The organism is Acidovorax sp. K2F (assembly GCF_025246485.1).
GTDB lineage: Bacteria > Pseudomonadota > Gammaproteobacteria > Burkholderiales > Burkholderiaceae_C > Acidovorax > Acidovorax delafieldii.
On the sequence record NZ_JAOBSQ010000001.1, the window covers coordinates 141,736 to 165,917 of the forward strand.

Genomic DNA, 24,182 nt, shown 5'->3' on the forward strand with positions numbered 1-24,182 from the left:
TCTCCTTGCTCGGGGCTGTCACAGCCCGCTGTTTTTGCAATCGAATCTCACAATGCAAAATTATCATAAGCCCAGGGCACTTTTTTTCACCAAATAGGTGGTAATCACCCTGCGGCCTTCTGCAGTTTGACCCCGTTGGCGCTCGCGCGCCACCCCTGGCAGACCCTATGAACTCCCCCCAGGAACCGCCACCACGCGGCCAGGCAGGACGGCATACTGCGTCCAGTGCGCGGGCAGGGTGTCGGGCGCCGTGCCGGTGAAAGCCCCGAAGGCGGGCAGGATCAACTGCCCGTCGCCCCAGCCAAAGCAAGGCGCCCGCAGCGTATCGCGCGCCGGGCCGCGCAGCCGCAGCGTGGGGTGCAGATGCCCGGCGAGCACCGTGTGGCCTGCCACAGCCTGAGGGTGGTGACAGGCCAGCACCGGCGCATCGGCACAGGGCAACCAGGGTTCGCTGACCAGCGCCACTGCCAGCGCGGCCGGCGGGTCGCCCGCATGCAGGTCATGGTTGCCGCGCACCAGGGTCATCGCCACACGGGCATGGCGCTGGCGCCAGGGCAGCAGCTGCCGCCACAGCGCATTGGCCGCGCCGCTGCGCGCGTGCAGGAAGTCACCCAGAAACACCAGGTGATCGGCGCCGGTGGCAGCGAGCACCACATCCAGCCGCTCCAGGTTGTCCGCCGTGGTGCCATGCGGCACCGGCTGGCCCGCGCGGCGGAAGGTGGCTGCCTTGCCGAAATGCACATCCGCCACCAGCACCATGCGGGCAGCGGGCCACCACAGGGCGCGCTGGGGCAGTAGCTGCAGTGCGGTGCCGCAGGGCAGGGCAATGGCGTGCGCACCGATGGGGGGCGTAGGGACAGCCGGCGTGCCGAGGACTGCCGTGTGAAGGGGGAGCGTGGTCATCGTGCTCAGAATCCGTGGCGTCTGCGGGTGCGGCGGGGGGTGTCCCCGCCCGCTGCACGGCGCGCGCGTTGTGTGCGGGCGCCGGAGCTATCGGGCAGGTCCCACGCCATATCTGTGGACTGCACCGCGTGCTGCGCCAGGTGGGTGCCCGTGGTCGCGTCGGCCGCCTGCTCCAGCGCCTGCACCATGCGCGCCAGCCGGTCGGCCAGGGTCTCAGTGCTCAGGCGCTCGCGAAAGCGTTCCACCATCAGCGGCAGGGCAAACGGGGTGGGACGCTCCAGGGCATGAATGGACAGGGTCTGCGCCTGCATGCCGCGCAGCGTGCGGGCCAGTCGCTCCATGTCCAGCTCGTTCGCTAGCAGCTCGGCACGGGCCTGGGCCAGCAGCAGGTTGCCCGGGTCGTACTGGGCAAACACGTCGTAGTACAGCGACGACGAGGCCTGCAACTCGCGGCTGCTGCGCTGCTCGCCCGGGTGGCTCTGAAAGATCAGGCCCGCGATGCGCGCGATCTCGCGAAAGCGCCGGCGCGCCATCTCGGTGGCGTTCAGGCTGGCCAGCACTTCGTCTTCGAGCCCGCGACCGATGGTGGTGTGCGTGCCTTCGCCAATCAGCCGCGGCAGCAGCGTGGCCCAGTCCACCGGCTTGGCCGACAGCAGCTCCAGCCCATAGTCGTTGACCGCGATGGAGAAGGTGTTGGGCACCTGCTGCGATGCGCGCCAGCCCAGCAGCCCGGCCAGGCCCAGGTGCACCAGGCGCCCCGCCAGCGGGTACAGGTACAGGTGCCAGCCCTCGCGCGTGTGCAGGGTTTCGGCCACCAAGCGGCCCGGGGTGGGCAGGGCCGACCAGGCCTGCTGCAGCTCCAGCAATGGCCGGGCGCAGCGCATCTCGGGCGTGGCGAACTGGCCGCGCTCCGCCTGCGCCAGCTGTTCCAGCATCGCATCGGCCAGCGTGTTCGACAGCGGCATGCGCCCGCCGCTCCAGCGCGGCAGCGCAGCGCTGCCCCTGGGGGCGATGCGCACATAGGCCGTCATCTGCTGGGTGCGCACCAGCTCCAGCAGCCGGCCTGCAAACATGAACACATCGCCCTTGCGCAGCCGGGCGATAAAGCTCTCTTCCACCGACCCCAGGCGCCCGCCGCTCACAAACTGCACCTGCATGCTGGCGTCGCTCACGATGGTGCCGATGTTGCTGCGGTGGCGGCGCGCCAGGCGGGCATCGGGCACGCGACAGATACCTTCGTCGTCGGGCACCACGCGGTGAAAGTCCGGGTAGGTGGCCAGCGATGCGCCGCCCTGGCGCACGAACTGCAGCGCCCATTGCCAGTCGTTGTCGGCCAAGGCAGCGTAGGCGGGTGCGCGGCGCACCTCGGCCAGCAGCGCATCGGGCACAAAGCCGCCGCCCAGCGCCACGGTGACCAGGTGCTGCACCAGCACATCGAGCGGCGCACGCGGCGTGTGCCGGTCCTCAATGCGGCCCTGCGCCAGCGCGTGGCGTGCGGCGGCAGCTTCCACCAGCTCCAGGCTGTGCGTCGGCACCAGCGTGATGCTGGAGCTGCGCCCCGGCGCATGGCCCGAGCGGCCCGCACGCTGCACCAGCCGCGCCACGCCCTTGGCCGAACCGATCTGCAGCACCTGCTCCACCGGCAAAAAGTCCACGCCCAGATCCAGGCTCGATGTGCACACCACGGCCTTGAGCTGCCCGGCCTTCAGGCCTTGCTCGACCCAGTCGCGCACCTCATGCCCGAGCGACCCATGGTGCAGCGCAATGGCGCCCGCCCAGTCGGGCCGCGCCTCCAGCAGCGCCTGGTACCAGCGCTCTGCTTGCGACCGGGTGTTGGTGAACACCAAGGTGGACGCTGCCGCTTCGATCGACTGCACCACCTGCGGCAGCAGGCTCAGCCCCATGTGGCCCGCCCACGCAAAGCGGTCGGCCCGCGCGGGCAGCATCACTTGCACCTCCAGCCGCTTGTCGATGCGACCCTGCACCAGCACGGCAGGCGGTGGCTGTGGCGCACCCGCCGCGCTGGGCACGGGCTGCGGCAGCAAGGTGTGCAGGGCCTCGTCTAGGTTGCCCAGCGTGGCCGACATACCCCACACCTGCAGCGCCGGGTTCCAGCCCGACAGGCGCGCCAGCGCCAGCTGCACCTGCACGCCGCGTTTGTTGCCCACCAGTTCATGCCATTCGTCCACCACCACCAGGCGCACGCTGGCCAAGCGCTCACGCGCATCGGCGCGCGCCAGCAGCAGCGAGACGCTTTCGGGCGTGGTCACCAGCAGCGTGGGCAAGCGGCGGTCTTGCGCAGCGCGCTCGCCGCTGGCCGTGTCGCCCGTGCGCAGGCCGCTGGTCCAGGTGGGGGCCAGTTCGGGCAGCGGTGTCTGCAGCGCGCGCAGCGAATCGGCAGCGAGTGCGCGCATGGGCGTGATCCACAGCACGGTGAGGGGTGGTGCCGCAGCGCGGCGCGTGCGCAGGGTGGTGCGGGCGTTGGGTGCTTCTGCAGGCGCAGGTGCAGCATCGGCCTGCGCCAAGTGCTGCAGCGCGCCCAGCCACACCGCATAGGTCTTGCCCGCGCCAGTGGTGGCGTGCAGCAGGCCCGAGCGGCCCTCGCCCATCGCGCGCCACACGTCTTGCTGGAAGCCGAAGGGCTGCCACCCGCGCGCCGCCATCCAGGCGGCTGCGGCACTCGGTGCCACCGGGGGCAGGGGCTTGCGCGGGCGGCGTGTCGTGCTCATGCGGCCGCGTCCTGCCCAGGCAGCAGTGCCATCAGCGTTTGCAAGGTATCGGCCTCGGCCACGGGTTTGTCTTGCCGCCAGCGCAGCATGCGCGGAAAGCGCACCGCAATGCCGCTCTTGTGGCGCGGGCTCTTCGCAATGCCTTCGAAGCCCAGCTCAAACACCAGCGTCGCGTCCACGCTGCGCACGGGCCCGAAGCTCTCGCGCGTGGTCTTGCGGATGATGGCGTCCACCTGCGCAATCTCGGCATCCGTCAGGCCCGAATAGGCCTTGGCAAAGGGCACCAGCTGCCGGTCTGGGTCGTCCTGCGGCCCGGTCCACACGGCAAAGGTGTAGTCGGTGTAGAGGCTTGCGCGGCGGCCATGCCCACGCTGGGCGTAGATGAGCACCGCATCCACGCTCATGGGGTCGATCTTCCACTTCCACCACACGCCCACATCCTTGGTGCGGCCCACGCCATAGTGGGCGCTGCGGTGCTTCAGCATGAAGCCCTCGGTGCCCATGCCGCGTGCGGCTTCGCGCTGGCGCGCCAGGTCTTGCCAATCGGTGCCGTGCAGCAGCGTGCTCAGGCGCAGGGCCTGGTGCGGTGCGGGTGCGATGGTGGCTTCATCAGGCTGTTGCAGCGCGGCCTCCAGCAGCGCGCGGCGGGCCTGCTGCGGCTCTTGGCGCAGGTCCTGCCCGGCGTGTTCGAGCAGGTCGTAGGCCACCAGCACCACGGGCAGCTCGCGCAGCAGTTTGGGGGTCAGCGTCTTGCGGCCCAGGCGCTTTTGCAGGTCGGCAAACGTGCGGGGCTGGGGCTCATCGGGCAGCCACACCAGGATCTCGCCATCGACCACCGTGCCATCGGCCAGCTGCGCCTTCGCGGCCTCGGCCAGTTCGGGGAAGCGGTCGGTCACCAGTTCCTCGCCGCGCGACCAGATCCACACCGCGCCCGCACGCCGCACGATCTGCGCGCGGATACCGTCCCACTTCCATTCCACCAGCCAGTCGCCGGGCGCGCCCAGCAGTGCGGGCATCTCGGCCACAGGCTGGTTGAACGGGTGGGCCAGGAAGAACGGGTAGGGCTGGCCCGCATCGGCAGCATCCTGCGTATTGGCATCGTCGTCCACCGGCGCGATCAGCGCCTGGTAGTCGCTGTCCTGCGGCTGCCGGCCGATCTGCGTGTAGCCCATCAGCCGGTGGGCGATGCGCTTGGGGTCCAGCGCGCTCACCGTGGCCAGCGCCTGCGTCACCTGCAGGCGCGACACCCCCACGCGGAAGTTGCCGGTGATGAGCTTGAAGTACACAAAGCGCTGCTCAGGTGCCAGCCTGTCCCATTGCGTGCGCAGGCGGGCGTCGGCCTCATCGGGCGGCAGGGTGCGCAGGGGCAGCAGCTGGGCCATCCATTCGGCCAGTGTCAGTTCGGTGGGCTGGGCAGGCGGGGGTAGCAGCAGGGCCAACGTTTCGGCCAGGTCGCCCACGGCCTGGTAGCTTTCTTCAAATAGCCACTCGGGCAGGCCAGCGGCCTCTTGAGCCAGCGCTTTCAGGCGCTTGGTGGGCACCATCTGGCGGGGTTTGCCGCCTGCGAGAAAGTACGTGGCCCAGGCCGCATCGGCGGGCGGTGCCACGCGCAGGTAAGCCACCAGTGCCGCGAGTTTGGCCGACTGCGCGGTGGTGGCGTCGAGCGCCTGGAACAGCTGGGCAAAGGCCTTCATGCGGCTGCCTCAGGTGTGGGTGTGCTGCCTGGCACCTCAAGCGCCGCCCCTGCATCGTCCTCGTTGTCATCGGCGCCGTATTCGGTGGCGAACACCTGGGCGTCCAGCCCTTGCTCGCACAGCCAGCGCACCATCACGGCCGTGCTGCCGTGCGTCACGATGACGCGCTCCGCGCCCGTGGCGCCAATGGCTTTTTGCAAGCTGGGCCAGTCGGCGTGGTCGCTCATCACAAAGCCCCGGTCCACCCCCCGGCGTCGGCGTGCGCCGCGCACCAGCATCCAGCCGCTGGCAAACGCGTCGGAGTGTTCGCCAAACCGCTTGAGCCAGAGTGTGCCCGCTGCCGAGGGCGGCGCCAGCACCAGCGCGCGTTTCAGGTCGGCCTTAGTGAGGCCCGGGTCCGTCACGCGCAGCGTGGGTGGCAGGTCCACGCCCGCCGCGCGATACACGGCGTTGAGCGGCTCCACCGCCCCATGCACCACGATGGGCCCGATGCTGGCATCCACCCCGTGCAGCAGCCGCTGCGCCTTGCCGAAGGCGTACGCATACAGCACGCTGGCCTTGCCCGCCGCTGCATTGGCAGCCCACCAGGCATTGATGTCGGCAAACAGCGCGGGCTGCGACGGCCAGCGGTAGATGGGCAGGCCAAAGGTCGATTCGGTGATGAAGGTGTGGCAGCGCACGGGCTCGAAGGGCGGGCAGGTGCCATCGTCTTCGAGCTTGTAGTCGCCCGAGGCCACCCACACCTGGCCGCCATGTTCGACGCGCACCTGGGCCGACCCCAGCACGTGCCCGGCCGGGTGCAGCGAAACGCGCACGCCATGGTGGTTGATGACCTCGCCGTAGGCCAGCGTCTGCAGCGCGATGTCTGCCCCCAGCCGGTTGCGCAGCGTGCCCGCGCTGTCGTGGTGCGCCAGGTAGTGGGCCGAACCCATGCGCGCATGGTCTGAATGGGCGTGCGTGATCACGGCACGCTCCACCGGCCGCCAGGGGTCGATGTAGAAGTCGCCGGGTGGGCAGTACAGGCCTTCGGGGCGGTGGACGATCAATTCGTTGCAGGACATGCGTGTGGCATCGTAGGCGGCAAGGCAAAGCCGGTGGGGCTGCCCGGGTTTGCCCGGTGGGGTGTTGCAGGCACTTTTGACGTCCAATCTGCCACAAGCGCCGGTATTGCATGTCTCATTTGCTATCAATAATGAAGCATATTGACCTGTTGGGCCGTGCCGCTCAAGGCGCGTCCCTGCCCATCATCCCGCCATCGGTTGCGCCGTCTGCAGGACTGCGCCGCGTTCTGCGCGTGGTCGCCTGTCTTTACGGCAGAAAACCACGCCCGTACGATGGCGGTCGCCTGCGGCCCAGACCCGCAGCCAGGGACTCATCCATGCGCATGTATCCGTCGTATCGGTCGCTTTTTGTCGTGCTCTACGGCCCGGTTTTGGGCCTCGTGGCCGCATCAGCCGGCGCCCAGGCCCCTTCGGGCGCCGCGCCGCGCACCAACGCCTTCAACGACCCCTTCGTCCAAGTCACTCAAGCCATCCCGCAATGCCCCGTTCCCGAAGGGCCTCTGTACACCGAGGCCGAGGTGCGCGAACTGGCGCATGTGCGCTCTCAGCATGGCGGCAGCTGCCACCGCGTGGGGCGCTGTCGCCTGCCCAACTCCTACCTCTACGACGCCGAGATCATCCCGCGCGTGCAGCGCTACATCCAGCAGGACGGCCGCTTTGACGACACCAGCGTGTGGGTGCTGGGCGAGCGGCGGCTGGTGACGCTCAAGGGCTGCGCGCAGTCGCAAGCGCAGTCTGATGCGCTGGAGAAGGCTGTGTGGCTGGTAGACGATGTAATGGGGGTGATTAATCTGCTGCAGGTGGGGACGGATGCAGCGGCGGCGCGGTACCCGTTGCTCAGACCTTGACGGCGCCCTGAACAAGGGCAGGCTGCGCTTCAGTCGAAATGTGTGATTGAGAAACGCACACTCGCCTGGCCGTTGTTCTTAGGCAGTGCATGCATGCCCAATACAACCAAGTCTCCTCGTGTCGACCGGTATTGCACTTCACGGAGGGTAGGCACCACCGTACTCAGGTTGGTGCTGTATGCGGGTGTGGGATCCGTGCCGTCATGGGATGCTGTGGAGTGCTGCAGCCCCTGGCCCAAGAGTTGAGCATCCAAGGCATTCCAGACCCGTTCGCCTGCGCCAGCTGCCGTGGTGAAGCCAAGCTGCGATTGCGGCGGCTTGTTGCCATCGCCCACCGATCCGAAGTATTCCTGATCCTCTGCACCCTCCGGTACTCCCAGGCTTCGAATCAATCGCGATATGCCCGCGTAGTAAACAGGAGATCCGGGCTGCGCCACGAAATCCTCCATAGAAAATATGTAGCCGATGGTGATGAGCAGGCCACACAGGGCGGCGAAGGCTACACCCGCCAGGGACAGGATCACGGTTCGGATGGAGGTGCGGCTCATAGGGCAGATCGTTGGGCACCGGATTGTGGTGCTGAGCAACCTGTCCTACCGGGATTTCCATGGTCTCCAGACCCATTCATGTGCTGCAAAGTGTTGCCTTTCATTCACAAGGAGTTATCTGTGCAGCTGCTGTCTTCCCCGCTTTTATCTAGATACCTGCCAGCCGTGTCCATCGTCGCTGTGGCTCTGCTCCCCTGCCTGCTGCCCAACTATGCCTGGGCCAAACCCTTCAAGTGGTCCGGCTCCAGCGACATCCAGACCATGGACATCCATTCGCAGAACAGCGCTCTGGGCAACGGCATCCATGCTGCGGTGTACGAGTCGCTGGTCATGTTCAACAGCCGCACGCTCAGGGTGGAGCCGCTGCTGGCCACGTCGTGGCAGCAGGTCAGCCCCACGCAGATGCGCTTCAAGCTGCGCCAGGGCGTGAAGTTCAGTGATGGCTCTGCCATGGCGGCGGACGACGTCGTGTATTCGCTGCAGCGTGCGATGAGCAAGACGTCCACCTACGCCATCTACACCCAGGGCATGGACCGCATTGCCAAGGTGGATGGCGAGACCATCGACATCTTTCTGAAGAACCCCAACCCCGTGCTGCTCAACCAGCTGACCGAGCTGCGCGTGATGAGCAAGGCCTGGGCCGAGAAAAACAACGCGGTGGAGCCCAAGGACATCAAGGCCAAGGACGAGACCTATTCGCACCGCAACGCCATGGGCACTGGCCCGTTCGTGCTCAAGGAATGGGTGCCCGACCAGAAGATCGTGTTCGCTGCCAACCCGGGCTGGTGGAACGCAGGCAAGGTGGAGGGCAATGTGACCGAGATCACCTACCTGCCCATCAAGTCAGAGGCCACGCGCATTGCCGCGCTGCTGTCCGGCGAGGTGGACATGGTGCGCGACACCAGCATCCAGGATCTGAGCCGCATCAAGGCCAACCCGAACCTCAAGGTCATGGAGATGGTGGAGAACCGCACCGTGTACCTGGCCATGGACCAGTTCCGCGACGAGCTGCCGGGCAGCAACATCAAGGGCAAGAACCCGCTGAAGGACCTGCGTGTGCGCAAGGCGCTGTACCAGGCCATCGATGGCGCAACGCTGCAGCGCGTGACCATGCGCGGCATGTCCAAACCCACCGGTGCCATGGTGTCGCCCCTGGTCAACGGGTGGACCGACGCGGTGGACAAGCGTTTGCCCTACGACCCCAATGCCGCCAAAGACCTGCTGACGCAAGCCGGCTACAGCGACGGCTTTGAGGTGGACTTTGCCTGCAGCAACAACGCCATCGTGCAGGACGAGCAACTGTGCCAGGCGATCACCGCCATGTGGTCGCGCATCGGCATCAAGGCCAAGCTGCGCACCATGCCCGCCGTGAGCTACTACCCCATGGCCCAGCGGCACGAGGCCAGCATCGCGCTGCTGAGCTGGGGCGTGCCCACGTTTGATGCGCTGTACACGCTGCAATCACTCACTCGTACCAAGACCACAGGGGGCGATGGCAACTACAACCTGGGCCGCTACAGCAACGAGCGCATGGACTACATCGTGGACCGCGTGAAGACCGAGACCGACCTGCCCGTGCGCAACCGGCTGCTCACCGAAGGCCTGCAGCTGCAGAACGACACCGTGGCCCATATCCCCCTGCACAACCAGATGCTGGCCTGGGCCATGAAGAAAAACGTGGAACTGGTGCAGCGGCCGGACAACCGCATCGACTGGCGGTTGATCAAGGTGAACTGAGTCGCTTTCTGAGGTGCTGGTCAGCGCCTTGCCCAGGGCGCATGTCGGCGTCAGCGCGCAGGTTGCAGCATGATGATCGCCATGCCTGCCAGCGCCACCAGCACGCCCGCTACATCCCATGGCGTGGGGCGGATGCCATCCACCGCCCACAGCCATACCAGTGCCACCCCGATGTAGACCCCGCCGTAGGCTGCATACACGCGGCCTGCGCCTGCGGTATCGTGCAGCGTCAAGAGCCATGCAAACAGGGCCAGGCTCGCTGCAGCAGGCAACAGGATCCACGCGGGTTTGCCTTGCTTGAGCCAGAGCCAGGGCAGGTAGCAGCCCACGATCTCGGCGAGGGCCGTAGCGATAAAAAGCAGCAGGGTGTTCAGCATGGGGCGGGGCCTTGTGCGGCACTGGTGTTCGGGGCATCCGGGTGGGTGGCCATCCACTGGCGCAGCGCCAGCTCGCCCTTGGGGGTGAAGTGCACCACGCGCGAGTCCTGAGCGCGTTGGGCCCATCCCCCGTCGAAGAGGCGCTGCAGCAGCGCCGCGCCCAGGGCGCCGCCCAGGTGGTGGCGGCGCTCGCTCCAGTCCAGGCAGGGGCGGCACACCATGCGCCGCTGCAGCGCCAGTGTGGACGTGTCGATACCCACGTGCGCAAACCACCGCGCGCCAGCGGGTGTGATGGCCGCCCCTTGGGGCGTGGCCTGCAGCATGCCCTGGCGCACCAGCGCTTCATAAAACTGCACACCCACCTCGCCCGCCAGGTGGTCGTAGCACATGCGCGCGCGGCGCAGTGCTGGCTCCCGGGGGCTGGCGCGCAGCCGCACGGCACCGGCGCGAAACGCCACGTTCATCAGTGATTCCAGCAAGTGCGCCACATCGCGGTCTGCCAGCCGGAAGTAGCGGTGCCGACCCTGGCTCTCCACGGCGATCAGGCCTGCATCCAGCAGCTTGGCGAGGTGGGCGCTGATGGTCTGCTTGGTCACGCCTGCAATGTCGGCCAGCTCGGTGGCCGTGAGCGCGCGGTCCGCCATCAGGGCGGTGAGGACTTCGGCGCGCGCGCTGTCGCCGATGAGCGCGGCAATGCGCGCGATGTGGGGGCCATCTTTCATGGTTCGATCTTGGGCGAACCATTGATGGCCGTCAACCGCCTATCGTGAAGCCCTTGTCCACCAACCTCTCCTGAACGCCATGATCACATGCTTCATTCGCTACGAAATCGATCCCTTTCAGCGCGAGCTGTTCGCCGAATACGCACGCCGCTGGGGCCAGATCATTCCCCGCTGCGGTGGTCATCTGCTGGGCTACTTCCTGCCGCACGAAGGCAGCAACTACGAGGCCTGGGGCCTGATCGGCTTTGAGTCCCTGGCTGCCTACGAGGCCTACCGTGCGCGGCTGCGCGCAGACCCCGAAGGCCTCGCTAACTTTGTGCTGGCGCAGGAAAAGCGCTTCATTCTGCGCGAGGAGCGCACGTTCACGCAGGGGGTGGAAGGCACATTGGGTCTGCCCGCCCACCGGCAGGAGCCTGCCGCATGATGGCCGTGATCTTTGAAGTTCAACCAGCGCCCGGTCAGCAGGACGCTTACCTTCAAGCGGCTGCAGCGTTGCGTCCGCTGCTGGAGCAAGTGGATGGCTTCATTTCCATTGAGCGCTTTCAGAGCCTGACTGAGCCTGGCCGTCTGCTGTCGCTGTCCTTTTGGCGCGACGAGGAGGCCGTGGCCTGTTGGCGGCAGATGGAAGCCCACCGTCACACCCAGCGGCTGGGCCGCGCCAGCATCTTCCGTGACTACCGTTTGCGTGTGGCCGCTGTGGTACGGGACTACGGCATGTACGACCGGGAAGAAGCGCCGCCGGATTCGCGCGCCACGCTGGAAACTGGCATGCCGTAGTTCGTTGCATTCGGCCGAGAGTACGCGACTCGCCTCGTGATCTTCACGTTAGCGCCCCGCACTCATCCAGCAGCGGCAGGCCGGGTGGTCGGTGCAACTCCATGCCCGTTTCTGCGCTTTCTAGATGCGCGGGCACATCTTCTCAGTCACTCTGCGTTCTGATCTCATGACCGCCTTGGCTCGCCATGCTGAAAAAGGGCAACAAACGAACGACGATGTTCACCAGGGACTTGTTGGCGCTACCGCCGTTGATAGCCAGCAGCGCGATCAGTTCATGCAACAGTGCGCTGGCATGTGCGGATGAGATACGGGGATCGTCGTAGTACGCCTCCCATAGCGCTGAAAGTGCCGGGAACTGAGGAGCGTTGGCCTGGGCCAGTGCAAAGATGAACTCTTCCTGGTGCTGGATGGCTTCGTGCTGGCCGTTGGCGTACATGTCAAATGGCATAGGCTTTTTGTGCACTGTGAAAACGCTCTCGGAGGGGCGCAACAACCGTCAGGTGAGGGTTTTGGTGCTATGCACGCGCAGGCTCGGTAGCCATGTGCGCGTTGATTTCTTTGGCAATGCGCCCCAGGGTCAACCACACCGTACGGTCGCGTTGGTAAGGCATGGCGGCGGCCACCGGAATACTGGTGTGCACCAGCCCTGAAAGTATGTTCTTTCTTTCGTCTTTGGGAAGAATGGCGACGTGTTGATAGGGCTGATAAGAGGTCTTTGAAAGCACCAACGTTGTATCGCTCTCGGTGATCTGAGCGGGCATCTCTGATGGCGAGGCAAAGCGCTGGCCGAGGACCGAAAAGACGGGGTCCACGCTGTTCTCCAGCTCCGCAAACCCCACCAGCACCAGCAAGGCCGAGCCTCCCTGGGGCAGGTCCAAGGAGAAAACCGTTCCCACAGGGGCTGAGGTCCGGATCTTCTTTGGTTTTGGTAGTGAAACCTGGATCGGCTTTTCAGGCGGTTGGGGCTTGTGGAGGCGGGCCTCCAGTGCCTGAAGGGTTTTGCGGCGCGACGCGACGTCGTCAGGTGCATCCCGCTCCCACACAGCGACATCCCCACCCGACTGCAGCAGCGAAAGGGCTTTGTCTTTCAGTGCCTGATCCAGTCGCCCATAGCGCCACGCGGTGTCGGCCAGGGCGAGGTATACAAGGCAGGCGATTTCCGTGTTTGCGAGCAGGTCGCCGTAGCGGGCCAGGATCTTCTGGCGAGCTTCCTCGGCAGAGAGCCCGTGCTTCAGGTGACGGACATAGTCGTCGCGAACATCACAGCTTGTGTCGTTGGAAAAGAGACCTGCTCCCCAAGCACCCACGTTGACCTCTCTTGTTGTTCATTGATGGGTACGGAGATGCACCCGGTGGCGCCTCCGCCATCTTTTTGAGGCTCGATCGACCATGGGTCTCCGCCGTCCAGGCGGACGGCGCCATGCCCTCACATCGCAAAAATTTTGCCTGGGTTCAGGATGTTCTTCGGGTCCAGCGCCCGCTTGATGGCGCGCATCATGTCCACCGCGCCCGTGCCGGTCTCGTCCAGCAAAAAACCCATCTTGTGGATGCCCACACCATGTTCGCCGGTGCAGGTGCCGCCCATGCTGAGAGCCCGGGCAACCAGGGTGTGGTTCATGGCTTCGGCTTTGGTGCGTTCTTCGGCGCTGTTCGGGTCGATGAGGTAGCCGAAGTGGAAGTTGCCGTCGCCCACGTGGCCGACGAGGAAGTAGGGGATGCCGCTGGCTTCCACTTCGTCAACCGATTCGAGCAGGCAGTCGGCCAGGCGGCTGATGGGCACGCAGGTGTCGGTGCTGATGGCGCGGCAGCCGGGGCGGCTTTGTACGGCGGCGAAGTAGGCGTTGTGCCGCGCGGTCCACAGGCGCGTGCGCTCTTCGGGCGTGCTGGCCCATTCAAAAGCCTGGCCGCCGAATTCGCTGGCAATGTCCTGCACCATCTCGGCCTGTTCCTTCACGCTGGCGGGTGAGCCGTGGAACTCCATGAGCAGCATGGGTTCTTCGCGCAGATTGAGCTTGCTGTGCGCGTTCACCATGCGCACGGTGTGGTGGTCGATCAGTTCCACGCGGGCGATGGGCACACCCAGCTGGATGGTCTGGATGGTGGTGCGCACGGCAGCCTCGATGCTCGGGAACGAGCAGATGGCCGCGCTCACGGCCTCGGGCAGGGGGTACAGGCGCACGGTGATCTGCGTCATGATGCCCAGCGTGCCTTCGCTGCCCACCAGCAGGCGCGTGAGGTCGTAGCCCGCGCTGCTCTTTTTGGCGCGCGTGCCGGTGTGGATGACCTCGCCGCTGGCGGTCACCACCTCCAGCGCCAGCACGTTCTCGCGCATGGTGCCGTAGCGCACGGCGTTGGTGCCGCTGGCGCGGGTGGCGGCCATGCCGCCAATGCTGGCGTCGGCGCCGGGGTCGATGGGGAAAAACAGGCCGGTGTCCTTGATCGCATCGTTCAGTGCTTTGCGCGTGATGCCGGGCTGCACGGTCACCGTGAGGTCTTCGGCGTTGATGCTGAGCACCTGGTTCATGCGGCTCACGTCGATGCTGATGCCGCCCTGCACGGCCAGCAGGTGGCCTTCGAGCGAGGAGCCCGCGCCGTAGGGGATCACAGGCACTTCGTACTGGCTGGCCAGCTTGACCGCGTCGGCCACGTCCTGCGTGCTTTCGGCAAACACCACGGCGCTGGGCGGTGGGGCCTGTAGCGAACCTTCGTCACGCCCGTGCTGCTCGCGCACAGCCTGGGCCAGCGAGCACTGCGCGCCAAAGCGGGCCTGCAGCGCATCGATGAGTGCTTGCGGAACGTCGCGCAGTTGGATTTCGGGCAGCAGGTGGGCGGCAGCGGTGGGGGCGTTCATGGTGTGTGTCTCCGGTGGGTGCGGTCAGTGAGAAGCATTCTAGGTTCGGCCCCGTGGCCGGGTGCTGGGTGATCCACCTTGGGCCCGGGAGGGGATGCGGGTATTCACGGGCTTGCTGGCCAGCGGGGGTGTAAATACATTACGTTCGAAATGTATATTGTGAAAGCGTCATGAACCACCGTGTTTCCCCCAAGGCCGGGGCGCGCCGCACCCATGCGGAGCGCAGCGCCGCCACCCGCCAGCACCTGATCGCCACGGCCATCGACGTGATCCAGCACCGCAGCCTGGAGGAGATGTCCATCCACGAACTGGCCAAGTCGGCGGGCATGACCTCGGGCGCGGTGCAGCACCACTTCGAGTCGAAGGCGGTGCTGATGATGAACGTGCTGAGCGAGCTGATCGAGTCCACCGTGCGCTCGGGCGAACTCTGGCCCAGCGCGGCACTGCCAGCGCGCGAGCGGGCGGCGAAGTTTGTGCAGGCGGTGTGGCGCCTGGTCTACGCGCAGCCGCGCTTCATCGTGGCCTGGAACATCTACCTGGGCTGCCGCAACCAGCCCGAGGTGCTGGGCCACATTGCCGAGCTGCGCCAGAGCGTGCAGGCGCGCATGCACGAAGGCTTTTTCAGCGCCTTCCCCGAGCTGGCAGCAGAACCCGACCGCGATGGACTGCTGGGCCTGGTGCTGTCGTCGCTGCGCGGGCTGGGGCTGCTGCAGCTGTTTGCGCCTGCACCGCCCACCGTGCCCGATACCGTCCAGCAGGCACAACTGGTTTGCCTGGCCGACTGGATTGCCACCCGGTGCGAAGCGGCTGTGCCATCAACGGCCGCCGCTGTGTCCACCAAGGCACGTACACGCCGTCGCTGACCCCTTTTGTCTGCCTGCTTGTCGTGCGGCATCTCCCGCCTGCACGCCACGCATCGCGGACATCCATCGAAGAAAACATTACCAGGAGACACACCATGACCTCAGCTTTTACGCGCGTTCCAAGCATAGTCGCGCTGGCCGCACTCGCCTGCCTGGCCGGTCGCGCCCAGGCGCAGCAGCCTGCTGCCTACCCGGTCAAACCCATCCAGCTCATCGCCCAGCAGCCGCCCGGCAGTGGCTCGGACGCCATGACGCGGGTGTGGGCCGACTGCGCCGCGCGCGAACTGGGTCAGCCCGTCGTGGTGCAGAACAAGCCCGGGGCCAACGGCATCCTGGCCGTCAACTACCTCAAGGCCCAGCCTGCAGATGGCTATAACCTGCTGAGCATCGGCATGTCGCAGATGACCATCACGCCCTACGTCTACAAGCAGCAGCCTTACGACCCGCTGCGCGACTTTGATGGCGTGGCGGTGCTGGGCACGTCGCCGCTGGTGCTGGCAGTGCCCGCAGGGCAGGGTATTGCCAGCCTGGCGGATCTGCAAAAGCTGGCGCGGTCCACGCCGGGCGGGGTCAACTTCGGGTCGCCGGGCAAGGGCAGCCCAGCGCACCTGCTGACCTCGGCGTTGATAGAAAAGCTGGGTGTGCCCGGCACCCATGTGCCTTTTGTGGGTGAGGGCGCGGGCCTCACCGCGCTCATGGGCCAGCAGATCCACGCGATGACGCTGGTGATTGGCACGGCAGCAGCACAGGTCAAGGCGGGCAAGCTGGTGCCGCTGGCGCTGTTTGGTGCGCAGCGCTCGCCGTTGCTGCCCGATGTGCCGACCATCGCCGAAGCCTTGCCCGCTGCCAGCGACCTGGCGCGGCCCGCGTGGATTGCCGTGGTGGCCAAGGCTGGCACGCCCCCCGAGTTGCTGAACCGGCTCAATGCGGTCACTGAGAAGTGTCGGGGTGGCGATTCGCAGTACAAGGCTCGCCTTGAAGCCATGAACGTCACGCTCACTGCCACCGCACCTGCCGATGCGCGCACCTGGGCGGCGCGTGATGCGGCCGTGTGGCGCCCGCTGATCGACAAGCTGGGCCTGGCCACGGAATGACGACGGGCACTGCAGAGCCTCAGGTCACGCTGGCCCACGGTGGGCAACTGCGCGGCCTGTGGGAAGAGGGCGTGTGTGTGTTCCGTGGCATGCCGTACGCGCAAGCGCCACGCGGCGCGCTGCGGTTTGCGGCGCCGTTGCCTGTTTCGCCGTGGTCCGGCGTGCGCGATGCCACCGCGTTTGCGCCCATGGCACCGCAGCTGGCCCGCAGCGCGCGTGCCGATGCGCCCATGCTGGGGGGCGACGACTGCCTGGCGGTCAATGTGTGGGCGCCAACCGCCGAGCCAGGAGCCCACCTGCCCGTCATGGTCTGGGTGCATGGCGGAGGCTTCTTTCGCGGCGCGGCCAGCGAGCCGCTGTACGACGGGGCGTCGCTGGCGCGACGGGGCGTAGTGGTGGTGTCGGTGCAGTACCGGCTGGGCATTGACGGGTTTTTGCACTTCGAAGGCGAGGAGCACGCTGCGCCCGCCAATCGCGGCCTGATGGATCTGCTGATGGCACTGCAGTGGGTGCGCGACCATATCCACGCCTGGGGCGGAGATGCAGCGCGCACCACGGTGTTCGGCCAGTCGGCCGGTGCCGGGGCCTTGGCCTGTCTGATGGGCATGCCCGCTTCGCGTGGGTTGTTCCAGCGCGCCATTCTGCAAAGCCCCAGCGTCGCCTGCCAGACCTTGCAGGAGGCCGCTGCGGCGCGCCATGCCGTGGCCGTGCTGGCGGGTGTGAAGTCCACCCTGGCTGCACTGGGCGCGGCGCAGCAGGCTGCTGTGCTGCACGCCGTACACCGGCTGGCCTCCGAGCCCGCCCTGCGGCAACAGCACGGGCTGGGCGGACGCAACTTCTTTCCCTTGCGGCCCGTGGTGGATGGCCAGGTGCTCACCGCAACGCCGTTGGAGGCGCTTGCGCAGCAGTGGGCGGCCCAGCCGCCCGACCTGCAGGTGCTGGTGGGCAGCAACGCGCAGGAGATGCGCCTGTACCACGTGCCCGGCGGTGCCATTGACCGGGTGACAGAGGCGCAGGTCCATGCCTTTGCGCAGGACGTGGGCTTGAATGCCTCCGCCGCACAGGCCCTGCGAAACATGCTGCCACCCGCGCAGCAAACGCCTGGCGAGTGGCTGTGCGCTCTGCAGTCCGACTACTACTACCGCGTGCCCGCGCAGCGCATTGCCGCGCTGGCCCACCGCTGGGCCCGCAGCGCCCATGGTTATGAGTTCACCTGGCCCTCGCCGCAGTGGCGTGGGCGCTTGGGCGCAGCGCATGGGCTGGAGCTGCCGTTTGTGTTCGGCAATCTCCACACGCCCACAGGGCAGGAACTCACGGGGCCGACGCCGCCCGCTGTGCTGGCCGAGGCACTTCAGCAGCGCTGGGTGGCGTTTGCGCGGGATGGCAACCCTGGATGGGCGCCGTATGCCGGTGCACAGCCACCGGTCCAGCATGTGGGCGAAACGCTGTTTTGTGCGCCCCTCACGCAGCCGGAGCGGTTTGCGCTGTGGGAGGGAGTTCTGTAGCGACCCTCTCTCAGGGCTCACCGTCAGGGGTACCACAGCGGCCGCTGGCTCGCTACACTGAGCCAGCGCTTGCGCGCGACTGACCAACTACAGAGAGAGGGATTGCCATGGCTTCAGCCAGTGTGGGAGATTGCCTGTCGGGTGCCTGGGGCACCTTCAAGAAAAACGTCCTCACCCATGTGGTGTGCACCTTGCTGGTGATGGTGGTCGCCGGCATCAGCGCGGGCCTGCTGGCCGGACCCATGATGGTGGGCTACATGCGCATGATCGAGCGCGAGACGCGCGGCGAAGCGGTGCAGATCGGCGACGTCTTTCGGGGCTTTGACGACTTTGTGCCCGCCTTTGTGGCGGGGCTCATCAGTTCGCTGGTGGTGTCGCTGGGCTTCATGCTGTGTTTCATCCCCGGCTTGCTGGTCATGGCGCTGCCCCCGGTGGCACTGTTCTTCGTGGCGCGTGGCGAGCGCGATGGCGTCGCGGCATTCAGCCAGGCCTGGACCATCGTGACCAAGAACCTGGGCTCGGCGTTCTTCTGCTCGCTGGTGCTGGGCATCGTGGGCTCGCTGGGTTTCCTGCTGTGCTGGGTGGGTGCGCTGCTGACGCTGCCGCTGTCCACCATCGGTTCCTACTACATGGCACGCCAGCTGGTGGGCGATGAGCCGGTGGCCCTTCCTCCCCTCTGACCCCGGCCCCGCAGTGGTGCCGGTGGGCAGCCCGCCCGCCTGGCAGCCGCTGGGCGGGGGCGATCGGCGGCAGCGGCTGGCGTTGGGCCTGGGCTGGCCACTGGCCATGGCCGCCACGCCCTGGTGGCTGGGGCAGGGCGGGCCGGGTCTGGGTTGCGGGTTTCGTGCGCTGACGGGTATACCCTGCCCGCTGTGCGGCGGCACGCACGCGTGTGCGGCCCTGGTCCAGGGCGATTGGGCGGCAGCCTGGGCAGCCAACCCGGGTGCGATGGTGTTGCTGCTGTGGCTGTTGCTGCTGGCGGGCCAGGCGGTGGTCGAAGGCGCTCAGGGCCGCCGCCGCGTGGCGCGCTGGCCCTGGTGGCACCCGGCAGTGTTTGCCGTGCTGGGCAGCGGGTTGGTGCTGTCCTGGCTCTCGCGCCTGGCCGGGCTGGTGTAGCCGCTCGCTGGGTCCTTGGGTCTTGGTACTTCCTCTTCGTGAGGTGACCGCCTTCTATGGCCGTCTGAGTGCCCTGCGCAGCCGGTGGCCCGCCAACGCCAGCGCCTGCACCACATCCATGCACCAGCATCCCCTTGGGTCAGGCTAGCGCAGCCCCGCGCATCGTTGCGGGGCAGGCTGCCCCATGGTGCACAGCCTCCGTGCGCCAGGCTGGTGCATTCAGCTTGTATACCAGTTGGCACGGAACCTGCGATACCGCAGGCAATGACCACCGCCACCGAGATCAGCAACCGCATCATCGAAGCCGTGATGGCGCAAAAGCTCGCGCCCGGCTCCCGCCTGGGCGAGCAGCAGCTGGCCATGCTGTTCGACTGCAGCCGCACCATCGTGCGCGAGGCGCTCACGCGGCTGGCCACACGGGGCATCGTCACCGTCAGTGCCCGGCGCGGCTGGTATGTGATCGAGCCGTCGCAGGACGAAGCGCGCGAGGCCTTTGAGGCGCGCCGCGTGATCGAGCTGGGCCTGCTGCACCAGCTCAAGGTGGTGGACAAGACGGCGCTGCGCCAGCTCAAGAGCCATCTGCAACGCGAAAAAGCCGCGCTGGCGGGCACCGATGTGGGCATGCGCAGCTTCTTGCTGGGAGACTTCCATGTGTGCCTGGCTGAATGCCTGGGCAACAGCCTGCTGGCCGACACGCTGCGCGACTTCACGGCGCGCACCACGCTCATCGCCATGCTCTACCAGTCATCGCACGATGCGGCTCAGAGCTGTGCCGACCATGTGCGCATCGTCGAGGCGCTGGAAGCGGGAGACATTGCCGGCGCCGAGGCACTCATGTCCGAGCACATCGGCACCGTGCAGTCGGCCCTGCGCCTGCAGGCCAGCAGCGACCCGCTGGCCGGGCTGCGCGACGCGCTGGCACCGGTGCGCAAGAGCCCCGCACCAACCACCGCACCAGCCCGCGCGCGCAAGCCCCGCGCCGCCACCAGTTCCATCCCCCCAGCGTCTGACCCAGACGCACCCGCCGACGCATCCACCTACCTAGGAGCCCTGCTATGACCACCGTCCGCACCGTCACTTCGTCCACCCGCCGCCTGACCCTGGGCGTGCTTGCCGCCACCGGCCTCGCAGCGGCCCTGATGGCACCTGCCGCCCACGCGCAGAACGCGCTGGACAACCTTCTCAAGGCCAAGGAAATCAAGATCGCCATCCCCACCGACTACCCGCCCTACGGCTTTGTCGGCACCGACCTCAAGCCCCAGGGCCTGGACGTGGAGATGGCCAACTACATCGGCGCCAAGCTGGGCGTCAAGGTCGAGCTGATTCCCGTGACCAGCGCCAACCGCATCCCGTACCTGCAGACGCAGAAGGCCGACCTCGTGATCTCCACGCTGGGCAAGAACCCCGAGCGCGAGAAAGTGATCGACTTCACTGCGGCCTACGCACCGTTCTTCCAGGCCGTGTTTGCGAGCAAGAGCCTGAACATCAAGAGCTTTGCCGACCTGGCGGGCAAGACGGTGGCCGTGACGCGCGGCGCCATGGAAGACCAGGAGCTGGCCAAAGTCGCGCCTCCCGGCGTGGATGTGAAGCGCTTTGAAGACCACGCCGCCAGCATTGCGGCCTTTGTGTCGGGCCAGACGCAGGCCATTGCGACCAGCGCATCGACGGCGGGCACCATCATGGTCAAGAACCCCAATCTGGCCACCGAATACAAGCTGCTCCTCAAGGACAGCCCGAACTTCATCGGTGTGGCCAAAGGCGAAGACAAGCTGCGCCTGCGCGTGAACGAAATCATTGCCGAGGCCCGCAAGTCGGGCGACATCGACAAGCTGTCCAACAAGTGGCTGGGTCGTCCTGCGGGTGACCTGCCCCTGTGATGCGGCGCACAGGATGAATTGCTGAAACCCAAGGGCCTGCGGCGCGACAAGCGGCGCAGGGCACAAGCATGCTGATTGCGCTCGATTTTTCTGCCGTCCTCGCGTCGTGGCCGTTGCTGGTGCGCGGCGTGGTCTGGACCATAGCCCTCACCATCGTGGGCACCGTGCTGGGCCTGCTGCTGGGCACGGTCTGCGCCTGGGCGCGTGCGCGCAACCTGGGCCACCGGCCCACTGCGTTGCGCTGGGCCGTGGCCAGCTATGTGGAGCTGGTGCGCAACACGCCTTTCATCGTGCAGCTGTTCTTCCTGTTCTTCGGCCTGCCCGCGCTGGGGCTCAAGCTCTCGCCCGAGTTCGCGTCGGTCTTGGCCATGGTGATCAACCTGGGCGCGTATTCCGCCGAAATCATCCGCGCAGGCATCGAGGCCACGCCACGCGGCCAGATCGAAGCCGCGCACAGCCTGGCGCTGACGCCGGGCCAGACCTTCCGGCGCGTGGTGCTGCCGCCCGCGCTGCAAAAGGTGTGGCCTGCCATGGTCAGCCAGATCATCATCGTGATGCTGGGCTCGGCCGTGTGCGGCCAGATCTCCACGCCCGAGCTGAGCTACGCCGCCAACCTCATCTCCAGCAACACCTTCCGCGCCTTCGAGGCCTTCATCCTGGCCACTGCTGTGTACCTGGTGCTGTCGATGTTGACTCGTCGTCTGCTGATGTGGGTGGGGACCCGATTCTTGGTGGGGAGGTAAATCGAGATGGTTGAATTTTCCCTTTGGGACATCCTGCGCAACCTGCTGCTCGCAGCGCGCTGGACGGTGTCCCTGTCCCTCATCGCCTTCATCGGCGGTGGCCTGGTGGGCCTGGTGCTGCTGGTGTTGCGTCTGTCCAAGCTGCGCGGCGTGGACCGCGCGGTGGGCGCCTATGTGCAGGTGTTCCAGGGCACGCCGCTGCTGATGCAGCTGTTCCTGGCCTACTTCGGCATTGCGCTGTTCGGTATCAAGACCTCGCCGTGGACGGCCGCTGCGGTGGCGCTCACGCTCTACACCAGTGCCTACCTCACAGAGATCTGGCGCGGCTGTGTGGCCTCCATCCCCAAGGGGCAGTGGGAGGCGGCGCAGAGCCTGGCGCTCAACTTCGGCGAACAGCTGCGCCATGTGGTGCTGCCGCAGGCGCTGCGCATCGCGGTGCCGCCCACGGTGGGCTTTCTGGTGCAGGTGATCAAGGGCACGGCGCTGGCTTCGGTCATCGGCTTTGTGGAGCTGACCAAGGCGGGCAGCATGATCTCCAACGCCACCTACAAGCCCTTCCTCGTCTACGCCTGCGTAGCGCTGCTGTATTTTGTTTTGTGCTTCCCGGTGAGCCTGGTGGCGCAGTCCCTTGAAAGGAAACTCCATGGCCATCGCCGCTGAAGCCTCCGCAACCCAACCCACCCCTGCGCACGACGGCATCGTGGTGGGTGAGCCGCCCATTGTGGACATCACTGCGCTGCGCAAGTCCTATGGCAGCAATGAAGTGCTCAAGGGCATCGACCTGAAAGTGCAGCGCGGCGAGGTCATCGCCATCATCGGCAAGAGTGGCTCGGGCAAGAGCACGTTGCTGCGCTGCGTGAATGGGCTGGAGGAGTTCCAGGAAGGCGCCCTCAGCGTCAACGGCCAGAAGCTGCTGCACGACAGCCCTGCCGCCATGCGCGCGCTGCGCCAGCAGGTGGGCATGATCTTCCAGAGCTTCAATCTGTTTCCGCACCTCTCTGTGGGCCGCAACATCATGCTGGCGCCCACGCTGGTGAAGGCGCGCGATGCCAAGGCGGCCGAGGCGCAGGCGCGTCAGCTTTTGGCGCGCGTGGGGTTGGCCGAAAAGTTTGACGCCATGCCCGACCAGCTCTCGGGCGGGCAGCAACAGCGCGTGGCCATTGCTCGCGCACTGGCCATGGAGCCGCAGGTGCTCCTGTGCGACGAGATCACCTCGGCGCTGGACCCTGAACTGGTGGGTGAGGTGCTGCGCGTGGTCGAATCGCTGGCGCAAGAAGGCATGACGCTGATGATGGTCACGCACGAGATGGCGTTCGCCCGCAAGGTGAGCGACCGTGTGATCTTCATGCACCAGGGGCGGGTGCATGAGCAGGGCACGCCTGCCCAGCTGTTTGGAAGTCCGCAGACGCCTGAGCTGCAGCAGTTTTTGTCATCGTTGCACGACTGAAATTCATTTGCCGCTGCTTGTACGCACAAAGGCCTGCCCACGCCCTGGAGTTCCAGCGCGGGCAGGCTTTGCGGTTTGGTAGTTGCGCCTACCCCGGCCTCTGGCTCAGGGCAGTTAAGCGTTGGGCAGGGTCAGGACTGCACCCCCTTGTCGAACTCGGCGCGGGACAGCGATCCGTTCTTGTCGGTATCGAGTTCCTTGAAACGTTGGCTGATGGCTGGCAGCGTGGCGGCCTCTTGCGCGCTCAGCTGACCGTCCTTGTTGGTGTCGGCCTTGTCAAATGCGACGGCCGCTGCGGTGGAGACGCCGCCACTGCTGGGCCCCACAGAAAAAGGCGAGCCTGACTGTGCGGTGCTCTTGCTTGCGGGGCCAAATTGGGGAGGAGAGGAAGAGGAGGACGTCTGTGCCTGCAAGGCACCCACACCACCCAGAGAGAGGGCGGCGAAGAGCATCACGCTGCGTGTGTCGAACGAGTAGTGGCGTCGTTGCAGTGCTTTCATGGTGAGCCTGGCTCCTTTGAAGTTGAACAGGCTTGCATTGCACCGCAGCAAAGCGTGCCGCGCCAGCACTCTTGCCTGCTGTTGCCTCACTCTACATTTGCCAGCGCGGTGTAACGCGGCACGCCGGTTGTGTGTAGATGTCCGCACAGTTTGTAGCCAGACGCAAGCGTCCCCTGGTGCGCATTCACACCCCACCTGCTCAAGCGCTTGGCCTGACCTGCAAGCCCGTGAACGTCCTACAAGCGGGGTCGGGGCGCGGCAAAACAATGCATCCAAGCATTTCGCTTGATCGCACGTTTTTCTGAAGGAGTTCTCCATGCAAAAGCAAACCGTCTTCGCCGCTCTGGCCGCATTGGCATGCACCGCTGCGCTGGCCCAGGCCCCCGCCAACAGCAATGCGCGCCCTCCGTCCGAGGTGAACCCTTCTGCATCCGGTGGTGCGGCGGCGTCCAAGGCACAAAACAAGGTGGACACGCGCAGCGCCAACAGCAGCGCCATGCCTGCCAACCCCGCAGCTGGCGACGGACGTGCGGCTCCGGTGGCCGAGATCAACCCCAGCGCTTCAGGCGGCAAGGCCGCAGCCAAGGCCGATGCACGCGTCAATGCGCGCCTGATGGACACCAACGGTGACGGCATGGTGTCGCGCCAGGAGTGGGACACCTACCACGCACATGCATGGGACACCATGAAGCCCACCAACGCTGGCGTATCCACAGCAGACATCGACAAGCTCAACCGCACCCCCGCTGCGCATTGATCTCGCCGTACGCAGCGCCTTGATAGCGCTGCG

The 24,182-nt window shown here is 66.5% G+C and carries 26 protein-coding genes; 15 read left to right on the top strand and 11 right to left on the bottom strand.

The annotated features are described in order from the left end of the window. Nucleotides 1-165: 165 nt before the first annotated feature. Genes pdeM through N4G42_RS00705 form a run of 4 tightly spaced genes read right to left on the bottom strand, consistent with a single transcriptional unit; the run spans nt 166 to nt 6,387 of the window. A complete protein-coding gene (gene pdeM / locus N4G42_RS00690) occupies nt 166-903 on the bottom strand; it encodes a ligase-associated DNA damage response endonuclease PdeM (RefSeq protein WP_260665780.1) in 738 nt (245 codons plus the stop codon). Nucleotides 904-908: 5 nt separating this feature from the next. Continuing rightward, nucleotides 909-3,632, bottom strand: coding sequence for a ligase-associated DNA damage response DEXH box helicase (locus tag N4G42_RS00695; protein WP_260665781.1), 2,724 nt, complete (start codon nt 3,630-3,632; stop codon nt 909-911). Continuing rightward, nucleotides 3,629-5,326, bottom strand: a complete 1,698-nt coding sequence (locus N4G42_RS00700; protein ID WP_260665782.1) for an ATP-dependent DNA ligase — start codon at nt 5,324-5,326, stop codon at nt 3,629-3,631. The genes N4G42_RS00695 and N4G42_RS00700 overlap by 4 nt, the downstream gene beginning before the upstream one ends. Then, nucleotides 5,323-6,387 carry a ligase-associated DNA damage response exonuclease gene (locus N4G42_RS00705; protein ID WP_260665783.1) on the bottom strand — a complete coding sequence of 355 codons (1,065 nt, stop codon included), beginning with the start codon at nt 6,385-6,387 and terminating at the stop codon, nt 5,323-5,325. The genes N4G42_RS00700 and N4G42_RS00705 overlap by 4 nt, the downstream gene beginning before the upstream one ends. Nucleotides 6,388-6,704: 317 nt before the next feature. Between N4G42_RS00705 and N4G42_RS00710 the strand changes: the two genes are divergently transcribed. Then, on the top strand, nt 6,705-7,235 hold the full coding sequence (locus N4G42_RS00710; protein WP_260665784.1) for a BON domain-containing protein: 531 nt from the start codon (nt 6,705-6,707) through the stop codon (nt 7,233-7,235). Between the two features lie 29 nt (nt 7,236-7,264). On the opposite strand, the gene N4G42_RS00715 is transcribed toward N4G42_RS00710, so the two are convergent. Beyond that, the gene (locus N4G42_RS00715) at nt 7,265-7,783 is read right to left on the bottom strand and encodes a hypothetical protein (RefSeq protein WP_260665785.1); all 519 of its coding nucleotides are present in this window, start codon (nt 7,781-7,783) and stop codon (nt 7,265-7,267) included. Nucleotides 7,784-8,044: 261 nt separating this feature from the next. Between N4G42_RS00715 and N4G42_RS00720 the strand changes: the two genes are divergently transcribed. Continuing rightward, the gene (locus tag N4G42_RS00720) at nt 8,045-9,520 is read left to right on the top strand and encodes an ABC transporter substrate-binding protein (protein ID WP_260665893.1); all 1,476 of its coding nucleotides are present in this window, start codon (nt 8,045-8,047) and stop codon (nt 9,518-9,520) included. A gap of 50 nt (nt 9,521-9,570) precedes the next feature. On the opposite strand, the gene N4G42_RS00725 is transcribed toward N4G42_RS00720, so the two are convergent. Both N4G42_RS00725 and N4G42_RS00730 read right to left on the bottom strand, forming a co-directional pair. Next, nucleotides 9,571-9,897, bottom strand: a complete 327-nt coding sequence (locus N4G42_RS00725) for a YnfA family protein (RefSeq protein WP_260665786.1) — start codon at nt 9,895-9,897, stop codon at nt 9,571-9,573. Next, nucleotides 9,891-10,619, bottom strand: a complete 729-nt coding sequence (locus N4G42_RS00730) for an ArsR/SmtB family transcription factor (RefSeq protein WP_099731615.1) — start codon at nt 10,617-10,619, stop codon at nt 9,891-9,893. The genes N4G42_RS00725 and N4G42_RS00730 overlap by 7 nt, the downstream gene beginning before the upstream one ends. A 79-nt stretch (nt 10,620-10,698) precedes the next feature. On the opposite strand from N4G42_RS00730, the gene N4G42_RS00735 reads away from it, so the two are divergent. Together N4G42_RS00735 and N4G42_RS00740 are read left to right on the top strand one after the other, a co-directional pair. Next, nucleotides 10,699-11,043: an NIPSNAP family protein gene (locus N4G42_RS00735; protein ID WP_260665787.1), complete on the top strand. Its 345-nt coding sequence runs from the start codon at nt 10,699-10,701 to the stop codon at nt 11,041-11,043. Next, entirely contained in the window at nt 11,040-11,396 is a 357-nt protein-coding gene (locus tag N4G42_RS00740) for an antibiotic biosynthesis monooxygenase family protein (RefSeq protein WP_260665788.1), read from the top strand. Before N4G42_RS00735 ends, N4G42_RS00740 begins: the two co-directional genes overlap by 4 nt. A 142-nt stretch (nt 11,397-11,538) precedes the next feature. Here N4G42_RS00740 and N4G42_RS00745 read toward each other — a convergent pair whose 3' ends face one another. From N4G42_RS00745 to N4G42_RS00755, 3 genes are all read right to left on the bottom strand, one after another. Next, the gene (locus tag N4G42_RS00745) at nt 11,539-11,832 is read right to left on the bottom strand and encodes a hypothetical protein (protein WP_101390007.1); all 294 of its coding nucleotides are present in this window, start codon (nt 11,830-11,832) and stop codon (nt 11,539-11,541) included. Between the two features lie 79 nt (nt 11,833-11,911). Continuing rightward, complete coding sequence (locus N4G42_RS00750; protein WP_260665790.1) at nt 11,912-12,703, bottom strand: hypothetical protein; 792 nt, start codon at nt 12,701-12,703, stop codon at nt 11,912-11,914. Nucleotides 12,704-12,822: 119 nt separating this feature from the next. After that, the gene (locus tag N4G42_RS00755) at nt 12,823-14,247 is read right to left on the bottom strand and encodes an FAD-binding oxidoreductase (protein ID WP_260665791.1); all 1,425 of its coding nucleotides are present in this window, start codon (nt 14,245-14,247) and stop codon (nt 12,823-12,825) included. A 170-nt stretch (nt 14,248-14,417) separates the two neighbouring features. Between N4G42_RS00755 and N4G42_RS00760 the strand changes: the two genes are divergently transcribed. The 10 genes from N4G42_RS00760 to N4G42_RS00805 all read left to right on the top strand — a co-directional run bounded on the left by N4G42_RS00760 (nt 14,418) and on the right by N4G42_RS00805 (nt 22,892). Continuing rightward, a complete protein-coding gene (locus N4G42_RS00760) occupies nt 14,418-15,110 on the top strand; it encodes a TetR/AcrR family transcriptional regulator (protein WP_260665792.1) in 693 nt (230 codons plus the stop codon). Between the two features lie 95 nt (nt 15,111-15,205). Next, the gene (locus N4G42_RS00765; RefSeq protein WP_260665793.1) at nt 15,206-16,204 is read left to right on the top strand and encodes a Bug family tripartite tricarboxylate transporter substrate binding protein; all 999 of its coding nucleotides are present in this window, start codon (nt 15,206-15,208) and stop codon (nt 16,202-16,204) included. After that, nucleotides 16,201-17,709 carry a carboxylesterase/lipase family protein gene (locus tag N4G42_RS00770; RefSeq protein WP_260665794.1) on the top strand — a complete coding sequence of 503 codons (1,509 nt, stop codon included), beginning with the start codon at nt 16,201-16,203 and terminating at the stop codon, nt 17,707-17,709. Before N4G42_RS00765 ends, N4G42_RS00770 begins: the two co-directional genes overlap by 4 nt. Nucleotides 17,710-17,816: 107 nt before the next feature. Then, nucleotides 17,817-18,389, top strand: coding sequence for a hypothetical protein (locus N4G42_RS00775; RefSeq protein ID WP_260665796.1), 573 nt, complete (start codon nt 17,817-17,819; stop codon nt 18,387-18,389). Continuing rightward, nucleotides 18,361-18,825 carry a DUF2752 domain-containing protein gene (locus tag N4G42_RS00780; RefSeq protein WP_313771892.1) on the top strand — a complete coding sequence of 155 codons (465 nt, stop codon included), beginning with the start codon at nt 18,361-18,363 and terminating at the stop codon, nt 18,823-18,825. The genes N4G42_RS00775 and N4G42_RS00780 overlap by 29 nt, the downstream gene beginning before the upstream one ends. Before the next feature lie 264 nt (nt 18,826-19,089). Then, nucleotides 19,090-19,884 (top strand): GntR family transcriptional regulator, encoded by a 795-nt coding sequence (locus N4G42_RS00785; protein ID WP_099731604.1) that lies wholly within the window; start codon nt 19,090-19,092, stop codon nt 19,882-19,884. After that, on the top strand, nt 19,881-20,702 hold the full coding sequence (locus tag N4G42_RS00790; protein ID WP_260665797.1) for a transporter substrate-binding domain-containing protein: 822 nt from the start codon (nt 19,881-19,883) through the stop codon (nt 20,700-20,702). Before N4G42_RS00785 ends, N4G42_RS00790 begins: the two co-directional genes overlap by 4 nt. 68 nt (nt 20,703-20,770) lie before the next feature. After that, a complete protein-coding gene (locus tag N4G42_RS00795) occupies nt 20,771-21,445 on the top strand; it encodes an amino acid ABC transporter permease (protein ID WP_260665799.1) in 675 nt (224 codons plus the stop codon). A 6-nt stretch (nt 21,446-21,451) separates the two neighbouring features. Continuing rightward, on the top strand, nt 21,452-22,105 hold the full coding sequence (locus tag N4G42_RS00800) for an amino acid ABC transporter permease (RefSeq protein WP_260665800.1): 654 nt from the start codon (nt 21,452-21,454) through the stop codon (nt 22,103-22,105). Next, nucleotides 22,089-22,892, top strand: a complete 804-nt coding sequence (locus N4G42_RS00805) for an amino acid ABC transporter ATP-binding protein (RefSeq protein WP_313771893.1) — start codon at nt 22,089-22,091, stop codon at nt 22,890-22,892. Before N4G42_RS00800 ends, N4G42_RS00805 begins: the two co-directional genes overlap by 17 nt. Before the next feature lie 131 nt (nt 22,893-23,023). Here N4G42_RS00805 and N4G42_RS00810 read toward each other — a convergent pair whose 3' ends face one another. Further along, nucleotides 23,024-23,392, bottom strand: coding sequence for an EF-hand domain-containing protein (locus N4G42_RS00810; RefSeq protein WP_099732274.1), 369 nt, complete (start codon nt 23,390-23,392; stop codon nt 23,024-23,026). A gap of 316 nt (nt 23,393-23,708) precedes the next feature. Between N4G42_RS00810 and N4G42_RS00815 the strand changes: the two genes are divergently transcribed. Next, entirely contained in the window at nt 23,709-24,149 is a 441-nt protein-coding gene (locus tag N4G42_RS00815; RefSeq protein WP_260665801.1) for a hypothetical protein, read from the top strand. Nucleotides 24,150-24,182: the final 33 nt, after the last annotated feature.

Excerpts from the sequence above, each read along its gene's own strand:
- pdeM (WP_260665780.1), bottom strand. The coding sequence starts at position 903 with ATGACCACGCTCCCCCTTCACACGGCAGTCCTCGGCACGCCGGCTGTC.
- N4G42_RS00695 (WP_260665781.1), bottom strand. The coding sequence starts at position 3,632 with ATGAGCACGACACGCCGCCCGCGCAAGCCCCTGCCCCCGGTGGCACCG.
- N4G42_RS00700 (WP_260665782.1), bottom strand. The coding sequence starts at position 5,326 with ATGAAGGCCTTTGCCCAGCTGTTCCAGGCGCTCGACGCCACCACCGCG.
- N4G42_RS00705 (WP_260665783.1), bottom strand. The coding sequence starts at position 6,387 with ATGTCCTGCAACGAATTGATCGTCCACCGCCCCGAAGGCCTGTACTGC.
- N4G42_RS00710 (WP_260665784.1), top strand. The coding sequence starts at position 6,705 with ATGCGCATGTATCCGTCGTATCGGTCGCTTTTTGTCGTGCTCTACGGC.
- N4G42_RS00715 (WP_260665785.1), bottom strand. The coding sequence starts at position 7,783 with ATGAGCCGCACCTCCATCCGAACCGTGATCCTGTCCCTGGCGGGTGTA.
- N4G42_RS00720 (WP_260665893.1), top strand. The coding sequence starts at position 8,045 with ATGGACATCCATTCGCAGAACAGCGCTCTGGGCAACGGCATCCATGCT.
- N4G42_RS00725 (WP_260665786.1), bottom strand. The coding sequence starts at position 9,897 with ATGCTGAACACCCTGCTGCTTTTTATCGCTACGGCCCTCGCCGAGATC.
- N4G42_RS00730 (WP_099731615.1), bottom strand. The coding sequence starts at position 10,619 with ATGAAAGATGGCCCCCACATCGCGCGCATTGCCGCGCTCATCGGCGAC.
- N4G42_RS00735 (WP_260665787.1), top strand. The coding sequence starts at position 10,699 with ATGATCACATGCTTCATTCGCTACGAAATCGATCCCTTTCAGCGCGAG.
- N4G42_RS00740 (WP_260665788.1), top strand. The coding sequence starts at position 11,040 with ATGATGGCCGTGATCTTTGAAGTTCAACCAGCGCCCGGTCAGCAGGAC.
- N4G42_RS00745 (WP_101390007.1), bottom strand. The coding sequence starts at position 11,832 with ATGTACGCCAACGGCCAGCACGAAGCCATCCAGCACCAGGAAGAGTTC.
- N4G42_RS00755 (WP_260665791.1), bottom strand. The coding sequence starts at position 14,247 with ATGAACGCCCCCACCGCTGCCGCCCACCTGCTGCCCGAAATCCAACTG.
- N4G42_RS00760 (WP_260665792.1), top strand. The coding sequence starts at position 14,418 with ATGAACCACCGTGTTTCCCCCAAGGCCGGGGCGCGCCGCACCCATGCG.
- N4G42_RS00765 (WP_260665793.1), top strand. The coding sequence starts at position 15,206 with ATGACCTCAGCTTTTACGCGCGTTCCAAGCATAGTCGCGCTGGCCGCA.
- N4G42_RS00770 (WP_260665794.1), top strand. The coding sequence starts at position 16,201 with ATGACGACGGGCACTGCAGAGCCTCAGGTCACGCTGGCCCACGGTGGG.
- N4G42_RS00775 (WP_260665796.1), top strand. The coding sequence starts at position 17,817 with ATGGCTTCAGCCAGTGTGGGAGATTGCCTGTCGGGTGCCTGGGGCACC.
- N4G42_RS00780 (WP_313771892.1), top strand. The coding sequence starts at position 18,361 with ATGAGCCGGTGGCCCTTCCTCCCCTCTGACCCCGGCCCCGCAGTGGTG.
- N4G42_RS00785 (WP_099731604.1), top strand. The coding sequence starts at position 19,090 with ATGACCACCGCCACCGAGATCAGCAACCGCATCATCGAAGCCGTGATG.
- N4G42_RS00790 (WP_260665797.1), top strand. The coding sequence starts at position 19,881 with ATGACCACCGTCCGCACCGTCACTTCGTCCACCCGCCGCCTGACCCTG.
- N4G42_RS00795 (WP_260665799.1), top strand. The coding sequence starts at position 20,771 with ATGCTGATTGCGCTCGATTTTTCTGCCGTCCTCGCGTCGTGGCCGTTG.
- N4G42_RS00800 (WP_260665800.1), top strand. The coding sequence starts at position 21,452 with ATGGTTGAATTTTCCCTTTGGGACATCCTGCGCAACCTGCTGCTCGCA.
- N4G42_RS00805 (WP_313771893.1), top strand. The coding sequence starts at position 22,089 with ATGGCCATCGCCGCTGAAGCCTCCGCAACCCAACCCACCCCTGCGCAC.
- N4G42_RS00810 (WP_099732274.1), bottom strand. The coding sequence starts at position 23,392 with ATGAAAGCACTGCAACGACGCCACTACTCGTTCGACACACGCAGCGTG.
- N4G42_RS00815 (WP_260665801.1), top strand. The coding sequence starts at position 23,709 with ATGCAAAAGCAAACCGTCTTCGCCGCTCTGGCCGCATTGGCATGCACC.